Origin of the sequence: Achromobacter aegrifaciens (genome assembly GCF_902859965.1) — a bacterium.
In the GTDB taxonomy this organism is placed as follows: Bacteria; Pseudomonadota; Gammaproteobacteria; order Burkholderiales; family Burkholderiaceae_B; genus Achromobacter; species Achromobacter aegrifaciens.
In genome coordinates, this window is the sequence record NZ_CADIKO010000003.1 from 584,141 (window position 1) to 603,351 (window position 19,211).

20 protein-coding genes are annotated in these 19,211 nt (G+C 64.6%); 17 read left to right on the forward strand and 3 right to left on the reverse strand.

Annotated elements, in window-relative coordinates:
• Positions 1-140 precede the first annotated feature (140 nt).
• From HV793_RS21720 to HV793_RS21740, 5 genes are all read left to right on the forward strand, one after another.
• Complete coding sequence (locus tag HV793_RS21720) at positions 141-1,631, forward strand: ABC transporter substrate-binding protein (protein ID WP_054450465.1); 1,491 nt, start codon at positions 141-143, stop codon at positions 1,629-1,631.
• 151 nt (positions 1,632-1,782) lie between these two features.
• Positions 1,783-3,582 (forward strand): gamma-glutamyltransferase family protein, encoded by a 1,800-nt coding sequence (locus tag HV793_RS21725; protein WP_175213927.1) that lies wholly within the window; start codon positions 1,783-1,785, stop codon positions 3,580-3,582.
• Between the two features lie 79 nt (positions 3,583-3,661).
• Positions 3,662-4,636: a diacylglycerol/lipid kinase family protein gene (locus HV793_RS21730; protein ID WP_175213928.1), complete on the forward strand. Its 975-nt coding sequence runs from the start codon at positions 3,662-3,664 to the stop codon at positions 4,634-4,636.
• Positions 4,633-5,415 carry a metallophosphoesterase family protein gene (locus HV793_RS21735; protein ID WP_054450471.1) on the forward strand — a complete coding sequence of 261 codons (783 nt, stop codon included), beginning with the start codon at positions 4,633-4,635 and terminating at the stop codon, positions 5,413-5,415. Before HV793_RS21730 ends, HV793_RS21735 begins: the two co-directional genes overlap by 4 nt.
• Positions 5,416-5,456: 41 nt before the next feature.
• Positions 5,457-6,224, forward strand: coding sequence for a phosphatase PAP2 family protein (locus HV793_RS21740; RefSeq protein WP_054450473.1), 768 nt, complete (start codon positions 5,457-5,459; stop codon positions 6,222-6,224).
• On the opposite strand, the gene HV793_RS21745 is transcribed toward HV793_RS21740, so the two are convergent.
• The 3 genes from HV793_RS21745 to HV793_RS21755 are packed head-to-tail and all read right to left on the reverse strand — an operon-like array spanning position 6,195 to position 7,683.
• The gene (locus tag HV793_RS21745; RefSeq protein ID WP_054450475.1) at positions 6,195-6,632 is read right to left on the reverse strand and encodes an NAD(P)-binding domain-containing protein; all 438 of its coding nucleotides are present in this window, start codon (positions 6,630-6,632) and stop codon (positions 6,195-6,197) included. The two genes, HV793_RS21740 and HV793_RS21745, sit on opposite strands and share 30 nt — an antisense overlap.
• Positions 6,629-7,072 (reverse strand): PaaI family thioesterase, encoded by a 444-nt coding sequence (locus HV793_RS21750; RefSeq protein WP_054450477.1) that lies wholly within the window; start codon positions 7,070-7,072, stop codon positions 6,629-6,631. The genes HV793_RS21745 and HV793_RS21750 overlap by 4 nt, the downstream gene beginning before the upstream one ends.
• Positions 7,069-7,683, reverse strand: coding sequence for a TetR/AcrR family transcriptional regulator (locus HV793_RS21755; protein WP_054450479.1), 615 nt, complete (start codon positions 7,681-7,683; stop codon positions 7,069-7,071). Before HV793_RS21755 ends, HV793_RS21750 begins: the two co-directional genes overlap by 4 nt.
• 478 nt (positions 7,684-8,161) lie before the next feature.
• Between HV793_RS21755 and HV793_RS21760 the strand changes: the two genes are divergently transcribed.
• The 12 genes from HV793_RS21760 to nuoK all read left to right on the forward strand — a co-directional run bounded on the left by HV793_RS21760 (position 8,162) and on the right by nuoK (position 19,204).
• Complete coding sequence (locus tag HV793_RS21760) at positions 8,162-9,271, forward strand: porin (protein ID WP_175213929.1); 1,110 nt, start codon at positions 8,162-8,164, stop codon at positions 9,269-9,271.
• A 290-nt stretch (positions 9,272-9,561) separates the two neighbouring features.
• Positions 9,562-9,921, forward strand: a complete 360-nt coding sequence (locus HV793_RS21765) for an NADH-quinone oxidoreductase subunit A (RefSeq protein WP_006217959.1) — start codon at positions 9,562-9,564, stop codon at positions 9,919-9,921.
• Positions 9,922-9,960: 39 nt separating this feature from the next.
• Positions 9,961-10,437: a NuoB/complex I 20 kDa subunit family protein gene (locus HV793_RS21770; RefSeq protein WP_006217960.1), complete on the forward strand. Its 477-nt coding sequence runs from the start codon at positions 9,961-9,963 to the stop codon at positions 10,435-10,437.
• A gap of 75 nt (positions 10,438-10,512) precedes the next feature.
• A complete protein-coding gene (locus HV793_RS21775) occupies positions 10,513-11,139 on the forward strand; it encodes an NADH-quinone oxidoreductase subunit C (protein WP_054450481.1) in 627 nt (208 codons plus the stop codon).
• A 3-nt stretch (positions 11,140-11,142) separates the two neighbouring features.
• Positions 11,143-12,399, forward strand: coding sequence for an NADH-quinone oxidoreductase subunit D (locus tag HV793_RS21780; protein ID WP_054450482.1), 1,257 nt, complete (start codon positions 11,143-11,145; stop codon positions 12,397-12,399).
• Positions 12,400-12,446: 47 nt separating this feature from the next.
• On the forward strand, positions 12,447-12,941 hold the full coding sequence (gene nuoE / locus HV793_RS21785) for an NADH-quinone oxidoreductase subunit NuoE (RefSeq protein ID WP_054450483.1): 495 nt from the start codon (positions 12,447-12,449) through the stop codon (positions 12,939-12,941).
• Entirely contained in the window at positions 12,938-14,305 is a 1,368-nt protein-coding gene (nuoF, locus tag HV793_RS21790; protein WP_054450485.1) for an NADH-quinone oxidoreductase subunit NuoF, read from the forward strand. Before nuoE ends, nuoF begins: the two co-directional genes overlap by 4 nt.
• A 15-nt stretch (positions 14,306-14,320) precedes the next feature.
• Positions 14,321-16,648, forward strand: a complete 2,328-nt coding sequence (gene nuoG / locus HV793_RS21795) for an NADH-quinone oxidoreductase subunit NuoG (RefSeq protein WP_054450489.1) — start codon at positions 14,321-14,323, stop codon at positions 16,646-16,648.
• On the forward strand, positions 16,648-17,721 hold the full coding sequence (nuoH, locus tag HV793_RS21800; protein ID WP_054450490.1) for an NADH-quinone oxidoreductase subunit NuoH: 1,074 nt from the start codon (positions 16,648-16,650) through the stop codon (positions 17,719-17,721). The genes nuoG and nuoH overlap by 1 nt, the downstream gene beginning before the upstream one ends.
• Positions 17,722-17,742: 21 nt before the next feature.
• The gene (nuoI, locus tag HV793_RS21805; RefSeq protein ID WP_008161196.1) at positions 17,743-18,231 is read left to right on the forward strand and encodes an NADH-quinone oxidoreductase subunit NuoI; all 489 of its coding nucleotides are present in this window, start codon (positions 17,743-17,745) and stop codon (positions 18,229-18,231) included.
• A 17-nt stretch (positions 18,232-18,248) separates the two neighbouring features.
• Complete coding sequence (locus HV793_RS21810) at positions 18,249-18,899, forward strand: NADH-quinone oxidoreductase subunit J (protein WP_054450491.1); 651 nt, start codon at positions 18,249-18,251, stop codon at positions 18,897-18,899.
• Positions 18,896-19,204 carry an NADH-quinone oxidoreductase subunit NuoK gene (gene nuoK, locus HV793_RS21815; RefSeq protein WP_006217969.1) on the forward strand — a complete coding sequence of 103 codons (309 nt, stop codon included), beginning with the start codon at positions 18,896-18,898 and terminating at the stop codon, positions 19,202-19,204. The genes HV793_RS21810 and nuoK overlap by 4 nt, the downstream gene beginning before the upstream one ends.
• The last annotated feature ends 7 nt before the right edge of the window (positions 19,205-19,211 follow it).

The window sequence follows — 19,211 nt, forward strand, 5'->3', positions numbered from 1 at the left end:
GCGCGCCTGGCGCAGAATCCAACAAGAACGTGCGCAGCGGGGGATGGACCCGGATGCAGCACGGCTCGGGTCTGTTCCCTCATGCCGGGCGGCGCGTCCGCGTGGGGAACCAGGCCGACCTGAACCGACGGAGATCTTTCATGCGTAAACTTTGCCTCGCCATGGCCATGGCGGGAATGCTGGCCAGCGGATTGGCGCAAGCGCAATCCACCCTGCGTATCGGCTTGCAGGACGACCCCGACGTGCTGGACCCGGTGCGCGCGCGCACCTTCGTGGGCCGCATCGTCTTCGCTTCCCTCTGCGACAAGCTGGTGGAGATCACGCCGGACCTGAAGATCGTGCCGCAGCTGGCGCAATCCTGGACCTTCAGCCCCGACAACAAGGTCCTGACCTTCAAGCTGCGCACCGACGCCGTTTTCCATGACGGCACGCCGGTGAACGCCGCCGCCGTCAAGGCCAACCTGGACCGCGCCCGCACCTTGCCCGACAGCAACCGCAAGAGCGAGTTGGCCACCGTCGCCAGCGTCGAGGCCCCGGACGCCAGCACCGTGGTGCTGACGCTGTCCGAACCCGATGCCTCGCTGCTGTCGCAGCTGTCCGACCGCGCCGGGATGATGATGTCTCCCGCCAGCTTCGACAAGGACCCTGGCGGCAAGCCGGTGTGCTCCGGCCCCTACCAGTTCAAGGAGCGCGTGCAGAACGACCGCATCGTGCTCGAGAAATTTCCCAAGTACTGGGACGCCGCCAACTATCACTTCGACCGTCTGGTCTACACCCCGATTCCCGACAACACCGTGCGCCTGAACAACCTGCGCGCCGGCGACCTGGACATCATCGAGCGCGTCGCGCCCAGCGATGCCAAGGCGGTGAAGGACGACAAGAACCTGACCCTGGCGCCGGTGACCGGCCTGGGCTTCCAGGCCATTTCGGTGAACCTGGCCAATGGCGCGCGCGCCAACAACCCCCTGGCCAAGGACAAGCGCGTGCGTCAGGCGCTGGACCTCGCGATCGACCGTGACGTGCTCAATCAGGTGATCGGCGAAGGCATGTTCCAGCCCGCCTATCAGCCGTTCCCGCCGGCCAGCTTCGCCTACAACACCGCCTTCGAGCACAAGGGCCGCGACCCAAAGAAGGCGCAGGCGCTGTTGAAGGAAGCGGGCTATGACCGCGTCAAGTTCGAGATCACCTTTGGCAACAACACCACCATGCAACAGGTGTTCGAGCTGGTACAGGCCATGGGCGCCGAAGCGGGCTTCGACATCACGCTGCGTCCGGTGGAGTTCGCGTCCCTGCAATCCTCGCTCGCGCGCGGCGACTTCGAAGTGGGGCAGAGCGGCTGGTCGGGCCGCGTCGATCCCAGCGGCAACATCCACCAGTACCTGAGCTGCAAGGGCAACCTGAACGACGGCAAGTTCTGCGACGCCGCCGTGGACAAGCTGCTCAACGACGCCCGCGCCGAATCGGACACCGCCAAGCGCCGCGCCATGTATGACCAGGTGCTGACGGCGATGCAGGACCAGCGCCCGATCGTCTACCTGTTCTACCTGCCGTGGACCTTTGGCGTGCAGAAGAAGGTGGAGGGCTTTGTGCCTTACCCCGACGGCCTGATCCGTCTGAAAAATGTGAGGTAGAACCATGACCATGCTATCAAGCGTGCCGAATGCGCAAGCGAGCAACAGCATCCACGTAGCGCGGCACATCGGGGACGCCACGGATCCGGCTTTGCCGGTCCGCGGGCGTCGCCCCCTTGAGGGGGCCCGCGCAGCGGGTAGGGGGTGAGCCATGTTTACGACTCGCCCGGAAATCCTCGGCACCTTTGGTGTCGTGACGTCCACCCATTGGCTGGCCAGCGCGGCCGGCATGTCGCTGCTGGAGCGCGGCGGCAACGCCGTCGACGCCTGCGTGGCCTCGGCCTTCGTGCTGCAGGTGGTCGAACCCCATCTGGTGGGCCCGGCCGGCGAAGTGCCCGCGGTGTTCTATTCCGCGCGCACCGGCCGCGTCGAAGTGCTGTGCGGCCAGGGCACCACGCCCGCTGCCGCCACGCTCGAACGCTACCGCGCCGAAGGCCTCAAGCTCATCCCTGGCAACGGCCTGCTGGCCACGGTCATCCCTGGCGCCTTCGACGCCTGGATGCTGCTCCTGCGTGACCACGGCAGCATGCGCGTGCGCGACGTGCTGGAGCCCGCCATCTATTACGCGGAGCACGGCCACGCGCTCATGCCGCGCATCTCCAACACCATCGCCGGCCTGAAGGACTTCTTCCAGACCCATTGGCCCACGACGGCCGCGGTCTACGTACCGGGCGGCCAGGTGCCCGAGGCCCGCAAACTGTTCCGCAATCCGGCGCTGGCTCGCACCTGGACCCGCGTGCTGAAGCAGGCCGAAAGCGCCGGCGCAGACCGCGAGCGCCAGATCGAAGCGGCGCGCGACGCCTTCTACCGTGGCTTCATTGCGGAGGAAATCGACAAGTTTGCGCGCAACACCGATGTCATGGACGAGAGCGGGTCCACCCACCGCGGCGTCATTACCGCCGAGGACCTGGCGGGCTGGTCGGCCAGCTACGACACGCCGGTCACCTACGACTATCACGGCTACACCGTGGCGAAAGCCGGCTCCTGGAGTCAAGGTCCGGTCTTCCTGCAGACCCTGGCGCTGCTCAAGGAGATGGATCTGGCAGGCGTGAGCCCGACCAGCGCCGAATTCGTGCACCGCGTGACCGAGGCCATGAAGCTGGCCTTCGCCGACCGCGAGGCCTATTACGGCGATCCGGCCTTCGTCGACGTGCCGCTGGACCATCTGCTGTCCGACGCCTATAACGCCGAACGCCGCGCGTTGATCGGCGAGTCGGCTTCGCAAGATCTGCTGCCCGGCCAAGTGCCGGGTTTCGAGGCGCAAGTGAAGCGCGTCATGGACACGCTGGAGCGCCTGTCCAAGGTATCCGCGCCCGGCAGCGCCACCAATGAACCCACGCTTGCCGACATGCGCGCCTCCGCCAAACGCGGCGACACGACGCACGTGGACGTCATCGACCGCTGGGGCAACATGATCTCGGCCACGCCTTCGGGCGGATGGTTCCAGTCTTCGCCGGTGATCCCGGAACTCGGCTTCGGCCTGAACACCCGCGCGCAGATGTTCTGGCTGGAAGAAGGGCTGCCTGGCACGCTGGCGCCCGGCAAGCGTCCGCGCACCACGCTGACGCCCTCGCTGGCGCTGCGCGATGGCAAGCCCTACCTGGCCTTCGGCACGCCGGGCGGCGACCAGCAGGAGCAATGGCAACTGTTGTTCTTCCTGCGTCACGTGCACCACGGCCTGAACCTGCAGGAAGCGATCGACCTGCCCATGTCCCACACCATGCATTTCCCTACGTCCTTCTATCCGCGCGACCGCAAGCCGGGGCATCTGGCGGTGGAGGCGAGCTTCGGCGCCGAGGTCATCGCGGCGCTGCGCCAGCGCGGGCACCAGATCGAGGAGGTGCCCGAGTGGTCGGTGGGCAGGTTGACCGCGGCTTCGCGCGATGCCGACGGCCTGCTGCACGCGGCAGCCACGCCGCGCCTGATGCAGGCTTACGCCATCGGCCGCTGAACGGCGGCGGCGGGCGCGCCTGGCGCGTCCGCCGCCTGCCTTGTTGCGGCGCTTTGCCGGCATGGGGTATGTTTGTCGCATGACGCCAACCCAGCATAAACCGGCAACAGCGGCCCATTCCCTGACGGGACAAGAACCCCTCTTCATCGTCCTCAATACCGGATCGGGACGCGGCGACGCGCAGATCCTCCAAGACACGATCCGTCGCATACTCGACGAGGCCGGGCGCCGTTACGAATTGATGCTCGTGCAAGATCCGTCGCGCCTGACCGCCACGGCCGAGGCCGCGGTCACGCGCGCGCAGGAACAGCAGGGCGTGGTCATCGCGGCAGGCGGCGATGGCACGCTCAATGCGGTCGCGGGTGTGGTGCTTGGCAAAGGAGTGCCGTTCGGCATCCTGCCCCAGGGCACGTTCAATTACTTCGGGCGCAGCTACGGCATCTCGCAAGATACCGAGGTGGCTTTGCGCGGCTTTCTGCAAGGCCAGCCCAGGCCGGTGCAAGTCGGCATGCTCAACGGCCGGCTGTTCCTGGTCAATGCCAGCCTGGGTCTGTATCCGCAATTGCTCGAGGACCGCGAAGCCTATAAACAGAAGTACGGCCGCAGCCGGATGGTGGCGCTGTGGTCCGGCCTGGTCACCCTGCTGCGCGCGCCGCGCCAGTTGAGCCTGCTGCTGGATCATGGCGGGCAGGCCCGCAATCTGCGCTCGCCCACCCTGGTGGTGGGCAACAACAAGCTCCAGCTGGAGCACATCGGCATCGAATCGGCGGAGCTGGATCAGAACCGCCTGATCGCCATGGCGGCGCGGCCGGTCGGCACCTTGGCGCTCTATGGCCTGCTGTTGCGCGGCTTGTTCAGCCGCCTGGGCGAAGCCGAGCATGTGGTGAGTTTCGCCTTCGACCGTCTGACGGTGGCCGTGCGCGGGCGCCGCCGCGTCAAGGTGGCGATGGACGGCGAAATCTCCTGGATGGATACGCCGCTGGAATTCAAAGTGGCCGACGAACGGCTGCCGCTGGTGGTGCCGGCGGACTCGCAATATCTGGACCGTTCATGACCCGTATCCTGCATTTTTCCGATACCCACTTCGGCACGGAACGCAAACCCGTGGTCGAAGCCGCGCTGGACCTGGCCTGCACGCTTGCGCCTGACCTGGTGGTGCTTAGCGGTGACATCACGCAACGCGCGCGGCGCGGCCAGTTCGCCGCCGCCCGCAGGTTCATCGAGCGCCTGTCGCTGCCGGTGTTGACCGTGCCGGGCAATCACGACATTCCGCTGTTCAACGTGTTCGCGCGCGCGCTCAATCCTTACGGCAACTACAAGCGGGCTTTGGGGCCAGTGCTCGAACCCGTGTTCGAGAACGCCGGCCTGCTCGCCATCGGCGTCAACACGACACGCCCGCGCCGCCGCAAGGATGGCGAGATATCCGGCGCGCAGATCGCCCGGGTCGCGGAGAGGCTGCGCCAGGCCAGGCCCGGGCAGTTGCGCGTCGTGGTGGCGCACCATCCCGTGCGCGCCAAGGTCGAGTCGGACCTGTCCAATCTGCTGAACGGGCGCGAACGGGCTCTCGAAGCCTGGACGCAGGCGGGCGTGGACCTGATTCTGGGGGGGCATATCCATCTGCCCTATGTGCTGCCCGCGAACCCGGCGGCTCCTTCCGGCGGCTGGGTCGTCCAGGCCGGAACCACCTGCTCGCGCCGCGTGCGCGGCAATGTGCCCAATTCGGTCAATGTCATCACCTGCGAGGGGGCAGGCGAGTGCCATATCGAGCGTTGGGACTACGCCGCCGGGGCGCATGCTTTTGCACCGGTAGACAGGACCTTGGTCGCGCTGTAATTGAGAAGGATCGGGAGTTTCATCGTGGCGGGCTCTTATTCATGACGGACGCGTACGCGGCATGGGCCGCGGCCCATGCCTTGCAGTTGTTCATCGCGCTGCCGTTGCTGGCCGGCGGGGTGGCGCTCGTGTTTGCGCGCTGCGGCCTGAGTCTGCGCGGCCGTCGCCGCGACGCCCTCTTCATGACGGGTACGTGCGCCGCGCTCGTACTCTTCCTGGTCCTGGCTTTCGCGATAGAAAGCGAGGGGAGGGTAGTGGCGTTCGACCGGGCCCTGGCCAATTCCCTGAGCATGTCCATGTCCACGCCGTTGCTGTGGCTGCTGTCCTGGTTCACCTACCTGGGCGACCGGAAATTCCTGACCGGGGTCAGTGTGCTGATGACGCTGTTCCTGTTGTGGCGCGGAGAATGGCGGCTGGCCCTGGTCTGCGCCGTCGCCACGGGCGTGGGCGGCGCGCTCAACTGGCTGCTCAAGCACGCCTTCGAACGGGTTCGGCCGGAGCACGATCATGGCTACGCCAGCGTGGCGGGATGGAGCTTTCCCAGCGGCCACTCCTCTGCCGCGATGGCCGTCTACGGCATGGCCTGCTATCTGTTGTGGCGTCTGGCGCCGCCTGCCTGGCGCCTGCCCGGCATTGCGCTGCTGGCGGCGCTCATCATGGCGATCGGACTCAGCCGCATCCTGCTGCAGGTCCATTTCGCCAGCGACGTGCTGGCGGGCTTCGCGGTCAGCCTGGCCTGGTTGGCGCTGTGCGTGGCGGCGGCGCAGCGCCTGCGGCCCTCATGCGCCGCGGGCCAGCGCGTTCAGTAAGCGCGTCTCGGCGAGCGGAGCGTCCACCGCCGCGGCCAGGGGCGCGCAGGTGTAGCGGCCGCCCGCCGCGACGATGGCCTGGTCCAGGCTGCGCGCGCGTTCGGCGCAAGGCGGCTCCAGATCCACGATCAGCTTGCCTGCCACCGGCGCCGTCACGTTGCCGTCGCTGAAACGCTCCAGCGTGCGGTCGATCTCGCGTTCGCGTGGCAGGGCCAGCACGATGGTGTCGGATTCTTCCAGCGCTTCCCGCGCGGAGGTGGCCAGCGTCGCGCTGCCGCGGAAGTCTTCGCAACGCCCGGGCTCGATGTCGTAGAGGGTCAGCGCTATGTCCGGCTCGGCCGCCAGGAGGCGCTGTGCGGCCTGCGTGCCGATCCTGCCCATGCCGACGATGCTCACGCGCATGCTCATGGCTTTGGCACGGACCACGTGCTCACGATATGGGCAAGAGGTTCGTCCGAACCCTCGCCGGTCAGGATGACTTCCCCCGCGGACAGCCGGCCCACTTTCAGCAACCGGGCGTCGGCATAGATGGCGCCCGCGGGGCTCTTGCGCAGGAAATTGATCGTCAGGCTGGCAGTCACTGCGTGCGCCTGTCCGGTGGCGCCCACCACCGCCGCGTACATGGTCAGGTCGGCCAGGCCCATCAGCATGGGGCCGGCAACGATGCCGCCCAGCCGCTGGTGGGCGTCGCGCGCCGGCAGCACCGCGCGCGCCGTGCCGCGGCCGATGCGTATCACGTCTATGCCCAACAGCATGGAAAACGGATGCTGGTCGGCCAGCAATATATGGAAGTCGGCCAGGCTGATCAGCGGGGCGTCGGCCGGGGTGTCCAGGTCGGTTGCGGTCATCGTTGCTCCAGGGCGAGGCAGTAGTTGTCCAGCAGCGTTTCCGCTTGCTGGCCCAGGGATTTCAGGCGGCGGGTGTGCAGCAGCAGCAGCAACCCCATCAAATAGGTGAAGAGATTCATCTGTTCGACGGCGACGGTCGCGGCCTCCCAGGACTTGGTCCGGGCCAGCGCCACGCCCAGCAGATCTATGCACTGGCGCAGGCGGGCGTTGAGCCGTTCGTCCATTTCCCGGCCCAGGCCGCGCGGCCCCAGCCCCTGGAACAGGTACATGCCCAGCGAAAAGTCGGTCCGCCGTTCTGCGTAGTACCCGAAGAACGCATGGATCGCAGTGCGCGCCGCGGCCGGCGCCGGCCCGCTGGAGGCCGCCTCGGCCAGATGCGCATGCAGGCGTTCCAGCGATTCCTCCAGCAGTGCGCCATAAATGGTTTCCTTGCCGGCGAACCACGGATAGATGGCGCCGGTGGTGCAGCCGGCCTCCTTGGCGATCGCGCGGATCGTGGTCTTCTCCAGGCCGTCGCGCTCGAACACGCGCTGGGCGGCGTCCAGAACCAGCTGGCGGCGCAACGCATTCAGTCTTTCGGAACGGTCGGCGCGGGACGTGGGCGTAGGCATATGGCTGGATGGTGAGACGACGATTCGATCATATCGGCGATTTTTATAAATAACAACGTTATTGATAGTGGACGAGTCGGCGCATTCCTGCTGTGGGGGCCTTATGGCGAAGGTGCGATTCCGATGGCTGGTTGGAGGCCGCGGCGACGCGGAAACAGGGCTCGGAAGGGAGCTGTATTTGATGGCGAGGATGGTATCCGGAGCATCCGGATAATTAGGGGCAGGGCTGAAAGTCGCATGAATAGGTGCTTGGCCTAAAAACTAAGGGTAAGCCCTAGCGTGTCCGGCCAGGCTTCGCTGAGTTGTTGCAATATCCCAACAAGCCTGTCGTAAACCTGCACTTTTCTGGCGCCGACCATAGCCAGCCCCCCTGATTTTTGATGCAATAGCGTCAACTTCCCTTCGCGGAGTTAGGGGGGCGGCAGGCTGGTTTGCTGGATTGCTGCTCTTGTCACTCAAATCAACGGAGATTTCTTAAATGAAAAAGACTCTGCTCGCTGCCGCCCTGCTCGCCGGTTTTGCCGGTGTCGCCCAGGCAGAAACGTCTGTCACCCTGTACGGTATCATCGACACGGGTATCGGCTACAACAAGATCAGCGGTGGTCCCGATGCCATGAACGGCAGCCGTTTCGGCATGATCAACGGCGTCCAGAACGGTTCGCGCTGGGGTCTGCGTGGTTCGGAAGACCTGGGTGACGGCCTGCGCGCTGTTTTCCAACTGGAATCCGGCTTTGATTCGGGTAACGGCAAGTCGGCCCAAGGTGGCCGCCTGTTCGGTCGTCAAGCCACCATCGGTCTGGCCAGCGACAGCTGGGGTCAACTGGACTTCGGTCGTCAAACCAACATCGCGTCGAAGTACTTCGGCTCGATCGATCCGTTCGGCGCTGGCTTCGGTCAAGCCAACATCGGCGTTTCGATGAGCGCTGCCAACACGCAACGCTACGACAACATGGTCATGTATCAGACCCCGTCGTTCAGCGGCTTCCAGTTCGGCGTTGGCTACTCGTTCAACGCTGACGACAACAACGCTGATCAAACCGGCTGGCGCACGGCTGACAACACCCGCGCCATCACGACCGGTCTGCGTTACGTGAACGGTCCCCTGAACGTCGCTCTGACGTACGACCAGCTGAACGCTTCGAACAAGTCGCTGCTGGCTGATCAAGACGCTACCCCGCGTATGTACGCCATCGGCGGTTCGTACGACTTCGAAGTCGTGAAGCTGGCCTTGGCCTACGCTCGCACGACCGACGGCTGGTTCGCTGGCCAAGGCGTGAACACCGGTTCGGGCTCCCTGAGCATCGGCACCAACATCTTTGCTGACGGCTTCAAGGCCAACTCGTACATGGTCGGCCTGTCCGCCCCGATCGGCGGCGCAAGCAAGCTGTTCGGTTCGTGGCAAATGGTTGACCCCAGCAACGACCGTATCAACGGTGCTGAGACGATGAACGTCTTCTCGCTGGGCTACACCTACGACCTGTCCAAGCGCACCAACCTGTACGCTTACGGTTCGTACGCCAAGAACTACGCCTTCATCGAAGACGTCAAGTCGACCGCCGTCGGCGTCGGTATCCGTCACCGCTTCTAATCCAAAGCAGGGCGCAAGTCCTGCCTGGATTTAAAGTGCACAAACGGGCTTCGGCCCGTTTGTATAAAACCACCCTCCGGGGTGGTTTTTTCGTTTTTGCGCCTGTGTTTTTACGTGTGTTTGTGCGTGCATCGGCAGGCTGCTGTATGCTTGCGTACCGGTGCTGAAAGCAGCCATTGTTCCATTTAAGGAATGCTGTCTTTCGCCTGCTGTTCGAGCTACAGAGTTCAGCCAGAAGTAACCGCGCGAATGCTACAATCCTAAGGTTTGCGCATTTGACGGACGCCTGAATGAACCTGCAACAGTATTTTCCCGTCCTGCTGTTTATCGTAGTGGCCACCCTTATCGGGTTCGCGCTTCTAACGGCCGGCTCCCTCCTTGGTCCGCGGCGTCCTTACGCCGAGAAGCTCTCGCCGTACGAATGCGGTTTCGAGGCCTTCGAAGACGCCCGCATGAAGTTTGACGTGCGCTACTACCTGGTGGCGATCCTGTTCATTCTTTTCGACCTGGAAATCGCCTTTCTGTTCCCGTGGGCCATCGCCCAGGGCACGGTCGGTCTCGTCGGTTTCTGGACGGTCATGGTTTTCCTGGCCGTGCTGACGGTCGGCTTCATCTACGAATGGAAAAAGGGCGCGCTGGACTGGGAATAACCCGCCGGGTTTTTTCACAGCACGCTATCAGAGACGAATATGGCTATAGACGGCATTCTCAAGCAAGGGTTCATCACAACCAGCGCCGACAAGTTCCTTAATTGGGCGAAGACCGGCTCCATGTGGCCCATGACCTTCGGTCTGGCCTGTTGCGCGGTTGAGATGATGCACGCGGGCGCGGCCCGCTACGACCTGGACCAATTCGGCATCATCTTCCGCCCCAGCCCGCGCCAGTCCGATCTGATGATCGTGGCCGGCACGCTGTGCAACAAGATGGCGCCGGCGCTGCGCAAGGTCTACGACCAGATGCCCGAGCCGCGTTGGGTGGTTTCCATGGGCTCCTGTGCCAACGGCGGCGGTTACTACCACTACTCGTATTCGGTGGTCCGTGGCTGCGATCGCATCGTACCGGTAGACGTCTATGTGCCAGGCTGCCCGCCCACGGCCGAGGCGCTGGTCTACGGCTTGCTGCAAATGCAGAACAAGATCCGTCTGACCAACACGATTGCGCGCTGAGTTCCGCCGCGCCAGGCAGCAGCCTTTGCAGCCGGCCCCGCGAAACCAGCATATCGGTTCACCTAAGCGTACAAGATGATGACCAGGCTCGAAACCCTGAAAAACAATTTGCAGACCACCCTCGGCGCGGATATCGCGCTGACCGAGGCGTTGGGCGAGCTGACGCTCGAAGTACCCGCGCAGCAGTGGTTCTCCGTCTGCAACAAGCTGCGCACCGAAGCCGGCCTGCGCTTTGAAACCTGTATCGACCTCTGCGGCGTCGACTACCTGACCTGGGGCAACGGCACGCGCCAACTGCCCGAGGAAACCAACGCCAAGATCCACCGCTCGCGTTTCGCCGTGGTTGCCCATGTGCTCTCGATCGAGAACAACTGGCGCCTGCGCGTGCGCACCTGGGCCGAGGACGACGAGTTCCCGATGGTCGCCTCGCTGATGGAATGCTGGCCGGCCGTGGGCTGGTTCGAACGCGAAGCCTTCGACCTGTACGGCATCGTCTTCGAAGGCCACCCGGACCTGCGCCGCATCCTCACCGACTATGGCTTCATCGGCCATCCCTTCCGCAAGGACTTCCCGCTGTCCGGCACCGTCGAAATGCGCTACGACCCGGAACAGCGGCGCGTCATTTACCAGCCGGTCACGATCGATCCGCGCGAGGTCACTCCGCGCGTGGTTCGCGAAGACTCTTACGGCTTGGGGCGTTAAATCATGGCAGAAATCAAGAACTACACGCTCAACTTCGGTCCCCAGCACCCGGCTGCGCACGGTGTGCTGCGCCTGGTGCTCGAGCTCGACGGCGAAGTGATCCAGCGCGCCGACCCGCACATCGGCCTGCTGCACCGCGCCACCGAAAAACTGGCCGAACACAAGACCTACATCCAGGCGCTGCCCTACATGGACCGCCTGGACTACGTGTCCATGATGTGCAACGAGCACGCCTACGTCATGGCCATCGAGAAGCTGCTGGGCGTCGAAGCGCCGCTGCGCGCGCAGTACATCCGCGTGATGTTCGACGAGATCACCCGTCTGCTGAACCACCTGATGTCGCTGGGTTCGCACGCGCTGGACGTGGGCGCCATGGCGGTGTTCTTGTACGCCTTCCGTGAACGCGAAGACCTGATGGACTGCTACGAAGCGGTTTCGGGCGCGCGCATGCACGCGGCCTACTACCGTCCGGGCGGCGTCTACCGCGACCTGCCGGACTCGATGCCGCAATACGGCGACACCAGCAAGTACCGCGGCGACAAGGAAGTGCGCGCCATGAACGACGCGCGTTCGGGTTCGCTGCTGGATTTCATCGAAGACTTCACCAACCGCTTCCCGGCTTGCGTCGACGAGTACGAAACTCTGCTGACCGACAACCGCATCTGGAAGCAGCGTCTGGTGGGCATCGGCGTGGTCGACCCCGACCGCGCCAAGGCGCTGGGTTTCACCGGCCCGATGCTGCGCGGTTCCGGCGTGGCCTGGGACCTGCGCAAGATGCAGCCCTACGAAGTCTACGACCTGCTCGATTTCGACATCCCCGTGGGTGTCAATGGCGACTGCTATGACCGCTATCTGGTCCGTATCGCCGAAATGCGTGAGAGCAACCGCATCATCCGCCAGTGCGTGGAATGGCTGCGCAACAACCCGGGCCCGGTCATGATCGAGAACCACAAGATCGCCCCGCCCAAGCGCACCGCCATGAAGACCAACATGGAAGAGCTGATCCATCACTTCAAGCTCTTCACTGAAGGTTTCCACGTGCCTCCCGGTGAAGCGTACGCCTCGGTGGAACACCCCAAGGGCGAATTCGGCATCTATATGGTGTCCGACGGCGCCAACAAGCCTTACCGCCTGAAGATTCGGGCCCCCGGCTTCGTCCACCTGCAATCGCTGGATGAAATGTCGCGCGGTCACATGATTGCCGACGCCGTCACCATCATTGGCACGCAGGACATCGTTTTCGGCGAGATCGATCGCTGATCCGCCCAGACAGTCACGAGCACGCCCGCATAACCCGGATTCAAACTATGCTGCTTTCCGAACAGGCCTACCAGAAAATCGACCGAGAACTCGCGAAGTTCCCGGGCGACCAGCGGCAGTCCGCCATCATGGCCTCGCTTGCCATCGCGCAAGAAGAGAAGGGCTGGTTGGCTACCGAAATCATTGAAGATGTGGCCAACTACATTGGCGTTCCGCCCATCGCGGTCCAGGAAGTCGCCACCTTCTACAACATGTTCGACGTCAAGCCCGTCGGCAAGAACAAGATCGCCGTCTGCACGAACCTGCCCTGTGCCTTGCGCGACGGCGAACGCGCCGGCGACTACCTCAAGCGCAAGCTGGGCGTCGATTACCGCGGCACCACTCCCGACGGCCAGTTCACGCTGGTGGAAGGCGAGTGCATGGGCGCTTGCGGTGACTCGCCCGTGCTGATCGTGAACAACAAGCATATGTGCGTGCGCATGACCGAAGAGAAGCTGGACGCGCTGGTCGCGGCCCTCAAGGTGCAAGGAGAGTCGGCATGAACGCGCCCGACCTGTACAAACAGTTCGCGCAGGGGCTGGACCCCAACCCGCTGAACGATGTTTCCAATTCGATGTGCCTGCATGGCCGGCACATCCAGCCGCAGATCCTGGCTGACGTCGACGGCGCCAACTGGCGCCTGGCCGACTACGTCAAGCGCGGCGGCTACGAAGCCCTGAAGAAGATCCTGACCACCGGCATGAAGCCGGAAGACGTGATCGCCGAGGTCAAGGCCTCCGGCCTGCGCGGCCGCGGCGGCGCGGGCTTCCCGACTGGCCTGAAGTGGAGCTTCATGCCGCGCGCCTTCCCGGGCCAGAAGTACTTGGTCTGCAACTCCGACGAAGGCGAGCCTGGCACGTTCAAGGACCGCGATATCCTGCGCTTCAATCCGCACATCGTGATTGAAGGCATGGCGATCGCGGCCTACGCCATGGGCATCAGCGTCGGCTACAACTACATCCACGGCGAAATCTTCGAAGTCTACGAGCGTTTCGAAGAAGCGCTGGAAGAGGCGCGCGCCGCCGGCTTCCTGGGCGACAAGCTGCTGGGTTCGGATTTCAGCTTCCAGCTGCACGCGTTCCATGGCTACGGCGCCTACATCTGTGGCGAAGAAACCGCGCTGCTGGAATCGCTGGAAGGCAAGAAGGGCCAGCCGCGCTTCAAGCCGCCGTTCCCGGCCAGCTTCGGCCTGTACGGCAAGCCCACCACCATCAACAACACCGAGACGTTCGCGGCGGTGCCCTGGATCATCCGCAACGGCGGCCAGGCCTACCTCGAAGTCGGCAAGCCGAACAACGGCGGCACCAAGCTGTTCTCGATCACCGGCGACGTCGAGCGTCCCGGCAACTACGAGATCCCGCTGGGCACCCCGTTCTCGAAGCTCCTGGAGCTGGCGGGCGGCATGCGCGGCGGCAAGAAGCTGAAGGCCGTGATTCCCGGCGGTTCGAGCGCGCCGGTGCTGCCGGCCGACATCATCATGGAATGCACGATGGACTATGACTCCATCGCCAAGGCCGGCTCGATGCTGGGCTCGGGCGCCGTGATCGTCATGGACGAAACGCGCTGCATGGTGAAGTCGCTCCTGCGCCTGTCGTACTTCTATTTCGAAGAAAGCTGCGGCCAGTGCACGCCGTGCCGCGAAGGCACCGGCTGGCTCTACCGCATGGTGCATCGCATCGAAAACGGTCACGGCCGTCCGGAAGATCTGGACTTGCTGGACAACGTGGCGGGCAACATCATGGGCCGCACCATCTGCGCCCTGGGTGACGCCGCCGCCATGCCCGTCCGTGGCTTTCTCAAGCATTTTCGCGACGAATTCGCGCACCACATCGAGCACAAGTCTTGTGTGGTCCCGCAATATCTGTAGGTCTCAGGAACAGCAATGGTTGAACTAACCGTCGACGGCAACAAGGTCGAAGTGCCCGAAGGCAGCATGGTCATGCATGCCGCCCAGAAAGTCGGGCTTTACGTGCCGCATTTCTGCTACCACAAGAAACTGTCCATCGCGGCCAACTGCCGCATGTGCCTGGTTGAAGTGGAAAAAGCGCCCAAGGCGCTGCCCGCCTGCGCCACGCCCGTGACCAACGGCATGGTCGTCCACACCTGCTCCGAGAAGGCTCGCGCCGCTCAGAAGTCGGTGATGGAATTCTTGCTCATCAATCACCCGCTCGACTGCCCGATCTGCGATCAGGGCGGCGAATGCCAGCTGCAGGACCTGGCCGTGGGCTACGGCGGTTCTTCCTCGCGTTACCAGGAAGAAAAGCGCGTGGTCTTCCACAAGGACCTGGGCCCGCTGGTTTCCGCCGAGGAAATGAGCCGCTGCATCCACTGCACCCGCTGTGTGCGCTTCGGCCAGGAAATCGCCGGCGTCATGGAACTGGGCATGCTGGGCCGTGGCGAACACTCCGAGATCACGACCTTCGTCGGCCGCTCGATCGAGTCCGAACTGTCGGGCAACATGATCGACATCTGTCCGGTGGGCGCGCTGACCTCCAAGCCCTTCCGCTACAGCGCGCGCACCTGGGAACTGGCTCGCCGCCGTTCGGTCAGCCCGCACGACAGCCTGGGCGCCAACCTGGTGGTCCAGGTCAAGGGCGACCGCGTCATGCGCGTGGTTCCGTTCGAAGACGAAGCCGTCAACGAGTGCTGGATCAGCGACCGCGACCGCTTCTCGTATGAAGGCCTGAACAGCGAAGACCGCCTGTCGGCCCCGATGATCAAGGGCACCGACGGCAAGTGGCAGGAAGCCTCCTGGAGCGACGCGCTTGCCGCCGTGGCCCAGGGCCTGTCCCGCGTGCGCGACAGCTTCGGCGCCGGCCAGATCGGCGCCCTGGCGTCCGAATACGCCACCACCGAGGAATACGCGCTGCTGGGCCGCCTGGTCCGCGCGCTGGGTTCCGAAAACATCGACTTCCGCCTGCGCCAGACCGATGCCGCCTTCGACGCCGCCCTGACCGGCGCGCCGTGGCTGGGCATGCCCATCGCCGAACTCGACAACCTGGATCGCGTCCTGGTGGTCGGTTCCTTCCTGCGCAAGGATCATCCGCTGATGGCGCAGCGTCTGCGCCAAGCTGCCAAGCGCGGCACGCAGATCCTGATGGTCGACAGCGCTGCCGACGATCCCCTGATGCCCGTGGCTGCCCGTATCACCGTGGCTCCGTCCGAGCTGGCGCGCGCGCTGGCCGAAGTGGCAGTCGCCTTGGCCCAGGCCAAGGAACAGGCCGTGCCGGCCGAGTTCGCCTCGGTCACGCCCGGCGAAAACGCCAAGCTCATCGCTGCCAGCCTGGCTTCCGGCGCCAACACCGCCGTGCTGATGGGCAACCTGGCAGTGGCCAGCGCCCAGGCCTCGACCCTGGCCGCCAACGGCCGCGCCGTGGCTGAGTTGGCCGGCGGCAAGTTCGGTTTCCTGACCTCCGGCGGCAACACCGTCGGCGGTTACCTGGCCGGCGCCATTCCGGGCAAGGGCGGCAAGAACGCAGCCGCCATGCTGGCCGAGCCGCTGAAGGCCTACGTGGTCCTGCACGCCGAGCCGCTGCTGGATGCCGACAACGGCCAGCAAGCCATCGCCGCGCTGCGCGGCGCGCAGTTCGCCGTGGCCCTGACGCCTTACCGTTCGGCCGCCGCCGAATGGGCCGACGTCATGCTGCCGGTGTCGCCGTTCACCGAAACCTCGGGCACCTACGTCAACGCGCAAGGCCTGGCCCAGAGCTTCAAGGGCACGGTCACGCCGTTCGGCCAGACCCGTCCGGGCTGGAAGGTCCTGCGCGTGCTGGGCAACGTCCTGCATCTGGCTGGCTTTGACGACGAGACTTCCGAGTCCGTGCGCGACGCCGTGCTGGCTGGCGGCATCGAAGGCCGCCTGTCCAACGAGATCAAGGCCCCGCTGGGCCTGGGCCAGGCCGCCAGCGGCCTGGAGCGCGTCGCCGACGTGCCGATCTACCGCACCGACGCGATGGTTCGCCGCTCGGAGCCGCTGCAAGCGGCCCCGGCCTCGAAGAAGCCGGCTGCCGCCATGAACGGCCGCACGCTCACCAGCCTGGGCCTGACGGCCGGCGTCAAGGTGCGCGTGTCGAGCGGGCAGGGCGCCGTCGAACTCGAAACCGTGCAGGACGATGCCGTGGCCGACCGCGCCGTGCGCATCTCCGCAGCCTTTGAAAACACCGCAGCCCTGGGTGGCGCATTCGGTCAAATCAGCGTGGAGCGTGCCTGATGGAATGGCTTAATGTTCTTGAGAGCCAGGGTACGGCATTGCTGGGCCCGACGGTCTGGATGGTCCTCTGGACCCTCGTCAAGATTGTGGTCATCGCCGTGCCCATCATTCTGTGCGTGGCGTACCTGACCTACTGGGAACGCAAGATGATCGGCGCCATGCACGTGCGCATGGGTCCGAACCGCGTCGGCTTCAAGGGGCTGCTGCAGCCGTTCGCCGACGTGTTCAAGCTGCTGACCAAGGAAGTGGTGGTTCCGTCGCAGGCCAACAAGGTGCTGTTCATCGTGGCCCCGGTGGTCACGCTGATGCCGGCCCTGGCGGCCTGGGCGGTGGTGCCGTTCGGTCCCGACGTGGTCCTGGCCAACGTCAACGCCGGCCTGCTGTACATCATGGCCATCACGTCCGTGGGCGTGTATGGCGTGATCGTCGCGGGTTGGGCGTCGAACTCCAAATACGCCTTCCTGGGCGCGCTGCGCGCTTCCGCGCAGATGCTGTCCTACGAACTGGCCATCGGCTTCGTGCTGGTGACGGTGCTGCTGGTGTCCGGCAGCCTGAACATGTCCGAGATCGTGCACGTGCAGAACCGCGGCTGGTTTGCCGACAAGGGCCTGACGTTCCTGTCCTGGAACTGGCTGCCGCTCTTGCCGTTGTTCGTGATCTACGTGATTTCGGCCGTGGCCGAAACCAACCGCCACCCGTTCGACGTGGTCGAAGGCGAATCGGAAATCGTGGCCGGCCACATGGTCGAATACTCGGGCATGGCGTTCGCGCTGTTCTTCCTGGGCGAATACGCCAACATGATCCTGCTGTCCTGCATGGCCTCGATCATGTTCCTGGGCGGCTGGGCTTCCCCGATCGACATCGCGCCGCTGACCTGGATTCCGGGTTGGATCTGGCTGGGTCTCAAGACGTTCGTCGTGGTCTCGTTGTTCGTGTGGTTCCGCGCGTCGTTCCCGCGTTACCGCTATGACCAGATCATGCGCTTGGGTTGGAAAATCTTCATCCCGCTGACCGGCGTTTGGCTGGTCGTGGTGGCGATCTGGATGCAGACGCCCTGGAACATTTGGCGCTAAGCCGCCAGGCAGAGGCAGGATATGGAAGCGATCAAGGATTTCTTCGGCAGTCTGATGCTGACCGAATTGCTCAAGGGCATGCGCCTGACGGGCAAGTATTTCTTCAAGCGCAAGGTCACCTTGCGCTACCCCCAGGAAAAGACGCCTGCGTCGCCGCGTTTCCGCGGCCTGCATGCGCTGCGCCGCTACCCCAACGGGGAAGAGCGCTGCATCGCGTGCAAGCTGTGCGAAGCCGTGTGCCCCGCGCTGGCGATCACCATCGAGTCGGACCAGCGCGATGACGGCACCCGCCGCACCACGCGTTACGACATCGACCTGACCAAGTGCATTTTCTGCGGCTTCTGTGAGGAAAGCTGCCCCGTGGACTCCATCGTGGAAACGCACATCCACGAATACCACGGTGAAAAGCGCGGCGACCTGTATTTCACCAAAGACATGCTGCTCGCCGTGGGCGACCGCTACGAAGCCGACATCGCCCGCCGCCGGGCCGAAGACGCTCCCTATCGTTGAAGCCCAGGACCTGATCCATGACTTTTACCACTGTCCTGTTTTACATACTGGCCGCCGTGCTGGTGATCGCGGCGTTCCGCGTGATCACCGCGCGCAGCCCGGTCACCGCCGTCCTGCACCTGATCCTGGCCTTCGTCAACGCGGCCATGCTGTGGATGCTGCTTGGCGCCGAGTTCCTGGCGCTGCTGCTGGTGCTGGTGTACGTGGGCGCCGTGATGGTGCTTTTCCTCTTCGTCGTGATGATGCTGGACATCCGCATGGATGCCCTGCGCCAGGGCATGAAGACCTACCTGCCGCTGGGCCTGGTCATCGGCCTGGTGATGGTGGTCGAAATGGCCTTCGTGCTGGGTTCGACCTGGTACGGCGCGGGCCCGCAAGCCCCGGTTGCCGGCGACTACAACAACGCCCGCGCGCTGGGCGAGGCCATGTACACCCAGTACATCTACGCCATTGAAGTGGGCGCCGCGCTGCTGCTGGTCGGCATGGTCGCCGCCATCGCGCTGACCCTGCGCCGCCGCCGCGACGTGAAGTACAACGACCCGGTGGCCGCCGTCCGCGTGCGCTCGAAGGACCGTTACCGCATGGTGAGCATGCCCGCCCAGAGCGAGCGTGCCCAGGCGCAGAACGGCACCCCGACCGCCGCCGCGCCCCAAGGAGAACAAAAATGACGCTGACGCTGGCCCACTACCTGATCCTCGGGGCGATCCTGTTCGCCATCGGGATCTTCGGCATCTTCCTGAACCGCCGCAACCTGATCATTCTCCTGATGTCCATCGAGCTCGTGCTCCTGGCCGTCAACATGAACTTCGTGGCGTTCTCCAGCTGGTTCGGCGATACCGCCGGCCAGGTGTTCGTGTTCTTCATCCTGACCGTGGCCGCCGCCGAAGCGGCGATCGGCCTGGCCATCCTGGTGCTGCTGTTCCGCAACCTGAACACGATCAACGTTGACGAACTCGATCGCCTGAAGGGCTGACGGGGTA

Excerpts from the sequence above, each read along its gene's own strand:
- HV793_RS21730 (WP_175213928.1), top strand. The coding sequence starts at position 3,662 with ATGACGCCAACCCAGCATAAACCGGCAACAGCGGCCCATTCCCTGACG.
- HV793_RS21810 (WP_054450491.1), top strand. The coding sequence starts at position 18,249 with ATGACTTTTACCACTGTCCTGTTTTACATACTGGCCGCCGTGCTGGTG.
- HV793_RS21725 (WP_175213927.1), top strand. The coding sequence starts at position 1,783 with ATGTTTACGACTCGCCCGGAAATCCTCGGCACCTTTGGTGTCGTGACG.
- HV793_RS21775 (WP_054450481.1), top strand. The coding sequence starts at position 10,513 with ATGATGACCAGGCTCGAAACCCTGAAAAACAATTTGCAGACCACCCTC.
- HV793_RS21765 (WP_006217959.1), top strand. The coding sequence starts at position 9,562 with ATGAACCTGCAACAGTATTTTCCCGTCCTGCTGTTTATCGTAGTGGCC.
- HV793_RS21720 (WP_054450465.1), top strand. The coding sequence starts at position 141 with ATGCGTAAACTTTGCCTCGCCATGGCCATGGCGGGAATGCTGGCCAGC.
- nuoF (WP_054450485.1), top strand. The coding sequence starts at position 12,938 with ATGAACGCGCCCGACCTGTACAAACAGTTCGCGCAGGGGCTGGACCCC.
- nuoI (WP_008161196.1), top strand. The coding sequence starts at position 17,743 with ATGGAAGCGATCAAGGATTTCTTCGGCAGTCTGATGCTGACCGAATTG.
- HV793_RS21780 (WP_054450482.1), top strand. The coding sequence starts at position 11,143 with ATGGCAGAAATCAAGAACTACACGCTCAACTTCGGTCCCCAGCACCCG.
- HV793_RS21745 (WP_054450475.1), bottom strand. The coding sequence starts at position 6,632 with ATGAGCATGCGCGTGAGCATCGTCGGCATGGGCAGGATCGGCACGCAG.
- nuoK (WP_006217969.1), top strand. The coding sequence starts at position 18,896 with ATGACGCTGACGCTGGCCCACTACCTGATCCTCGGGGCGATCCTGTTC.
- HV793_RS21740 (WP_054450473.1), top strand. The coding sequence starts at position 5,457 with ATGACGGACGCGTACGCGGCATGGGCCGCGGCCCATGCCTTGCAGTTG.
- HV793_RS21735 (WP_054450471.1), top strand. The coding sequence starts at position 4,633 with ATGACCCGTATCCTGCATTTTTCCGATACCCACTTCGGCACGGAACGC.
- HV793_RS21770 (WP_006217960.1), top strand. The coding sequence starts at position 9,961 with ATGGCTATAGACGGCATTCTCAAGCAAGGGTTCATCACAACCAGCGCC.
- HV793_RS21750 (WP_054450477.1), bottom strand. The coding sequence starts at position 7,072 with ATGACCGCAACCGACCTGGACACCCCGGCCGACGCCCCGCTGATCAGC.
- nuoE (WP_054450483.1), top strand. The coding sequence starts at position 12,447 with ATGCTGCTTTCCGAACAGGCCTACCAGAAAATCGACCGAGAACTCGCG.
- HV793_RS21755 (WP_054450479.1), bottom strand. The coding sequence starts at position 7,683 with ATGCCTACGCCCACGTCCCGCGCCGACCGTTCCGAAAGACTGAATGCG.
- nuoG (WP_054450489.1), top strand. The coding sequence starts at position 14,321 with ATGGTTGAACTAACCGTCGACGGCAACAAGGTCGAAGTGCCCGAAGGC.
- HV793_RS21760 (WP_175213929.1), top strand. The coding sequence starts at position 8,162 with ATGAAAAAGACTCTGCTCGCTGCCGCCCTGCTCGCCGGTTTTGCCGGT.
- nuoH (WP_054450490.1), top strand. The coding sequence starts at position 16,648 with ATGGAATGGCTTAATGTTCTTGAGAGCCAGGGTACGGCATTGCTGGGC.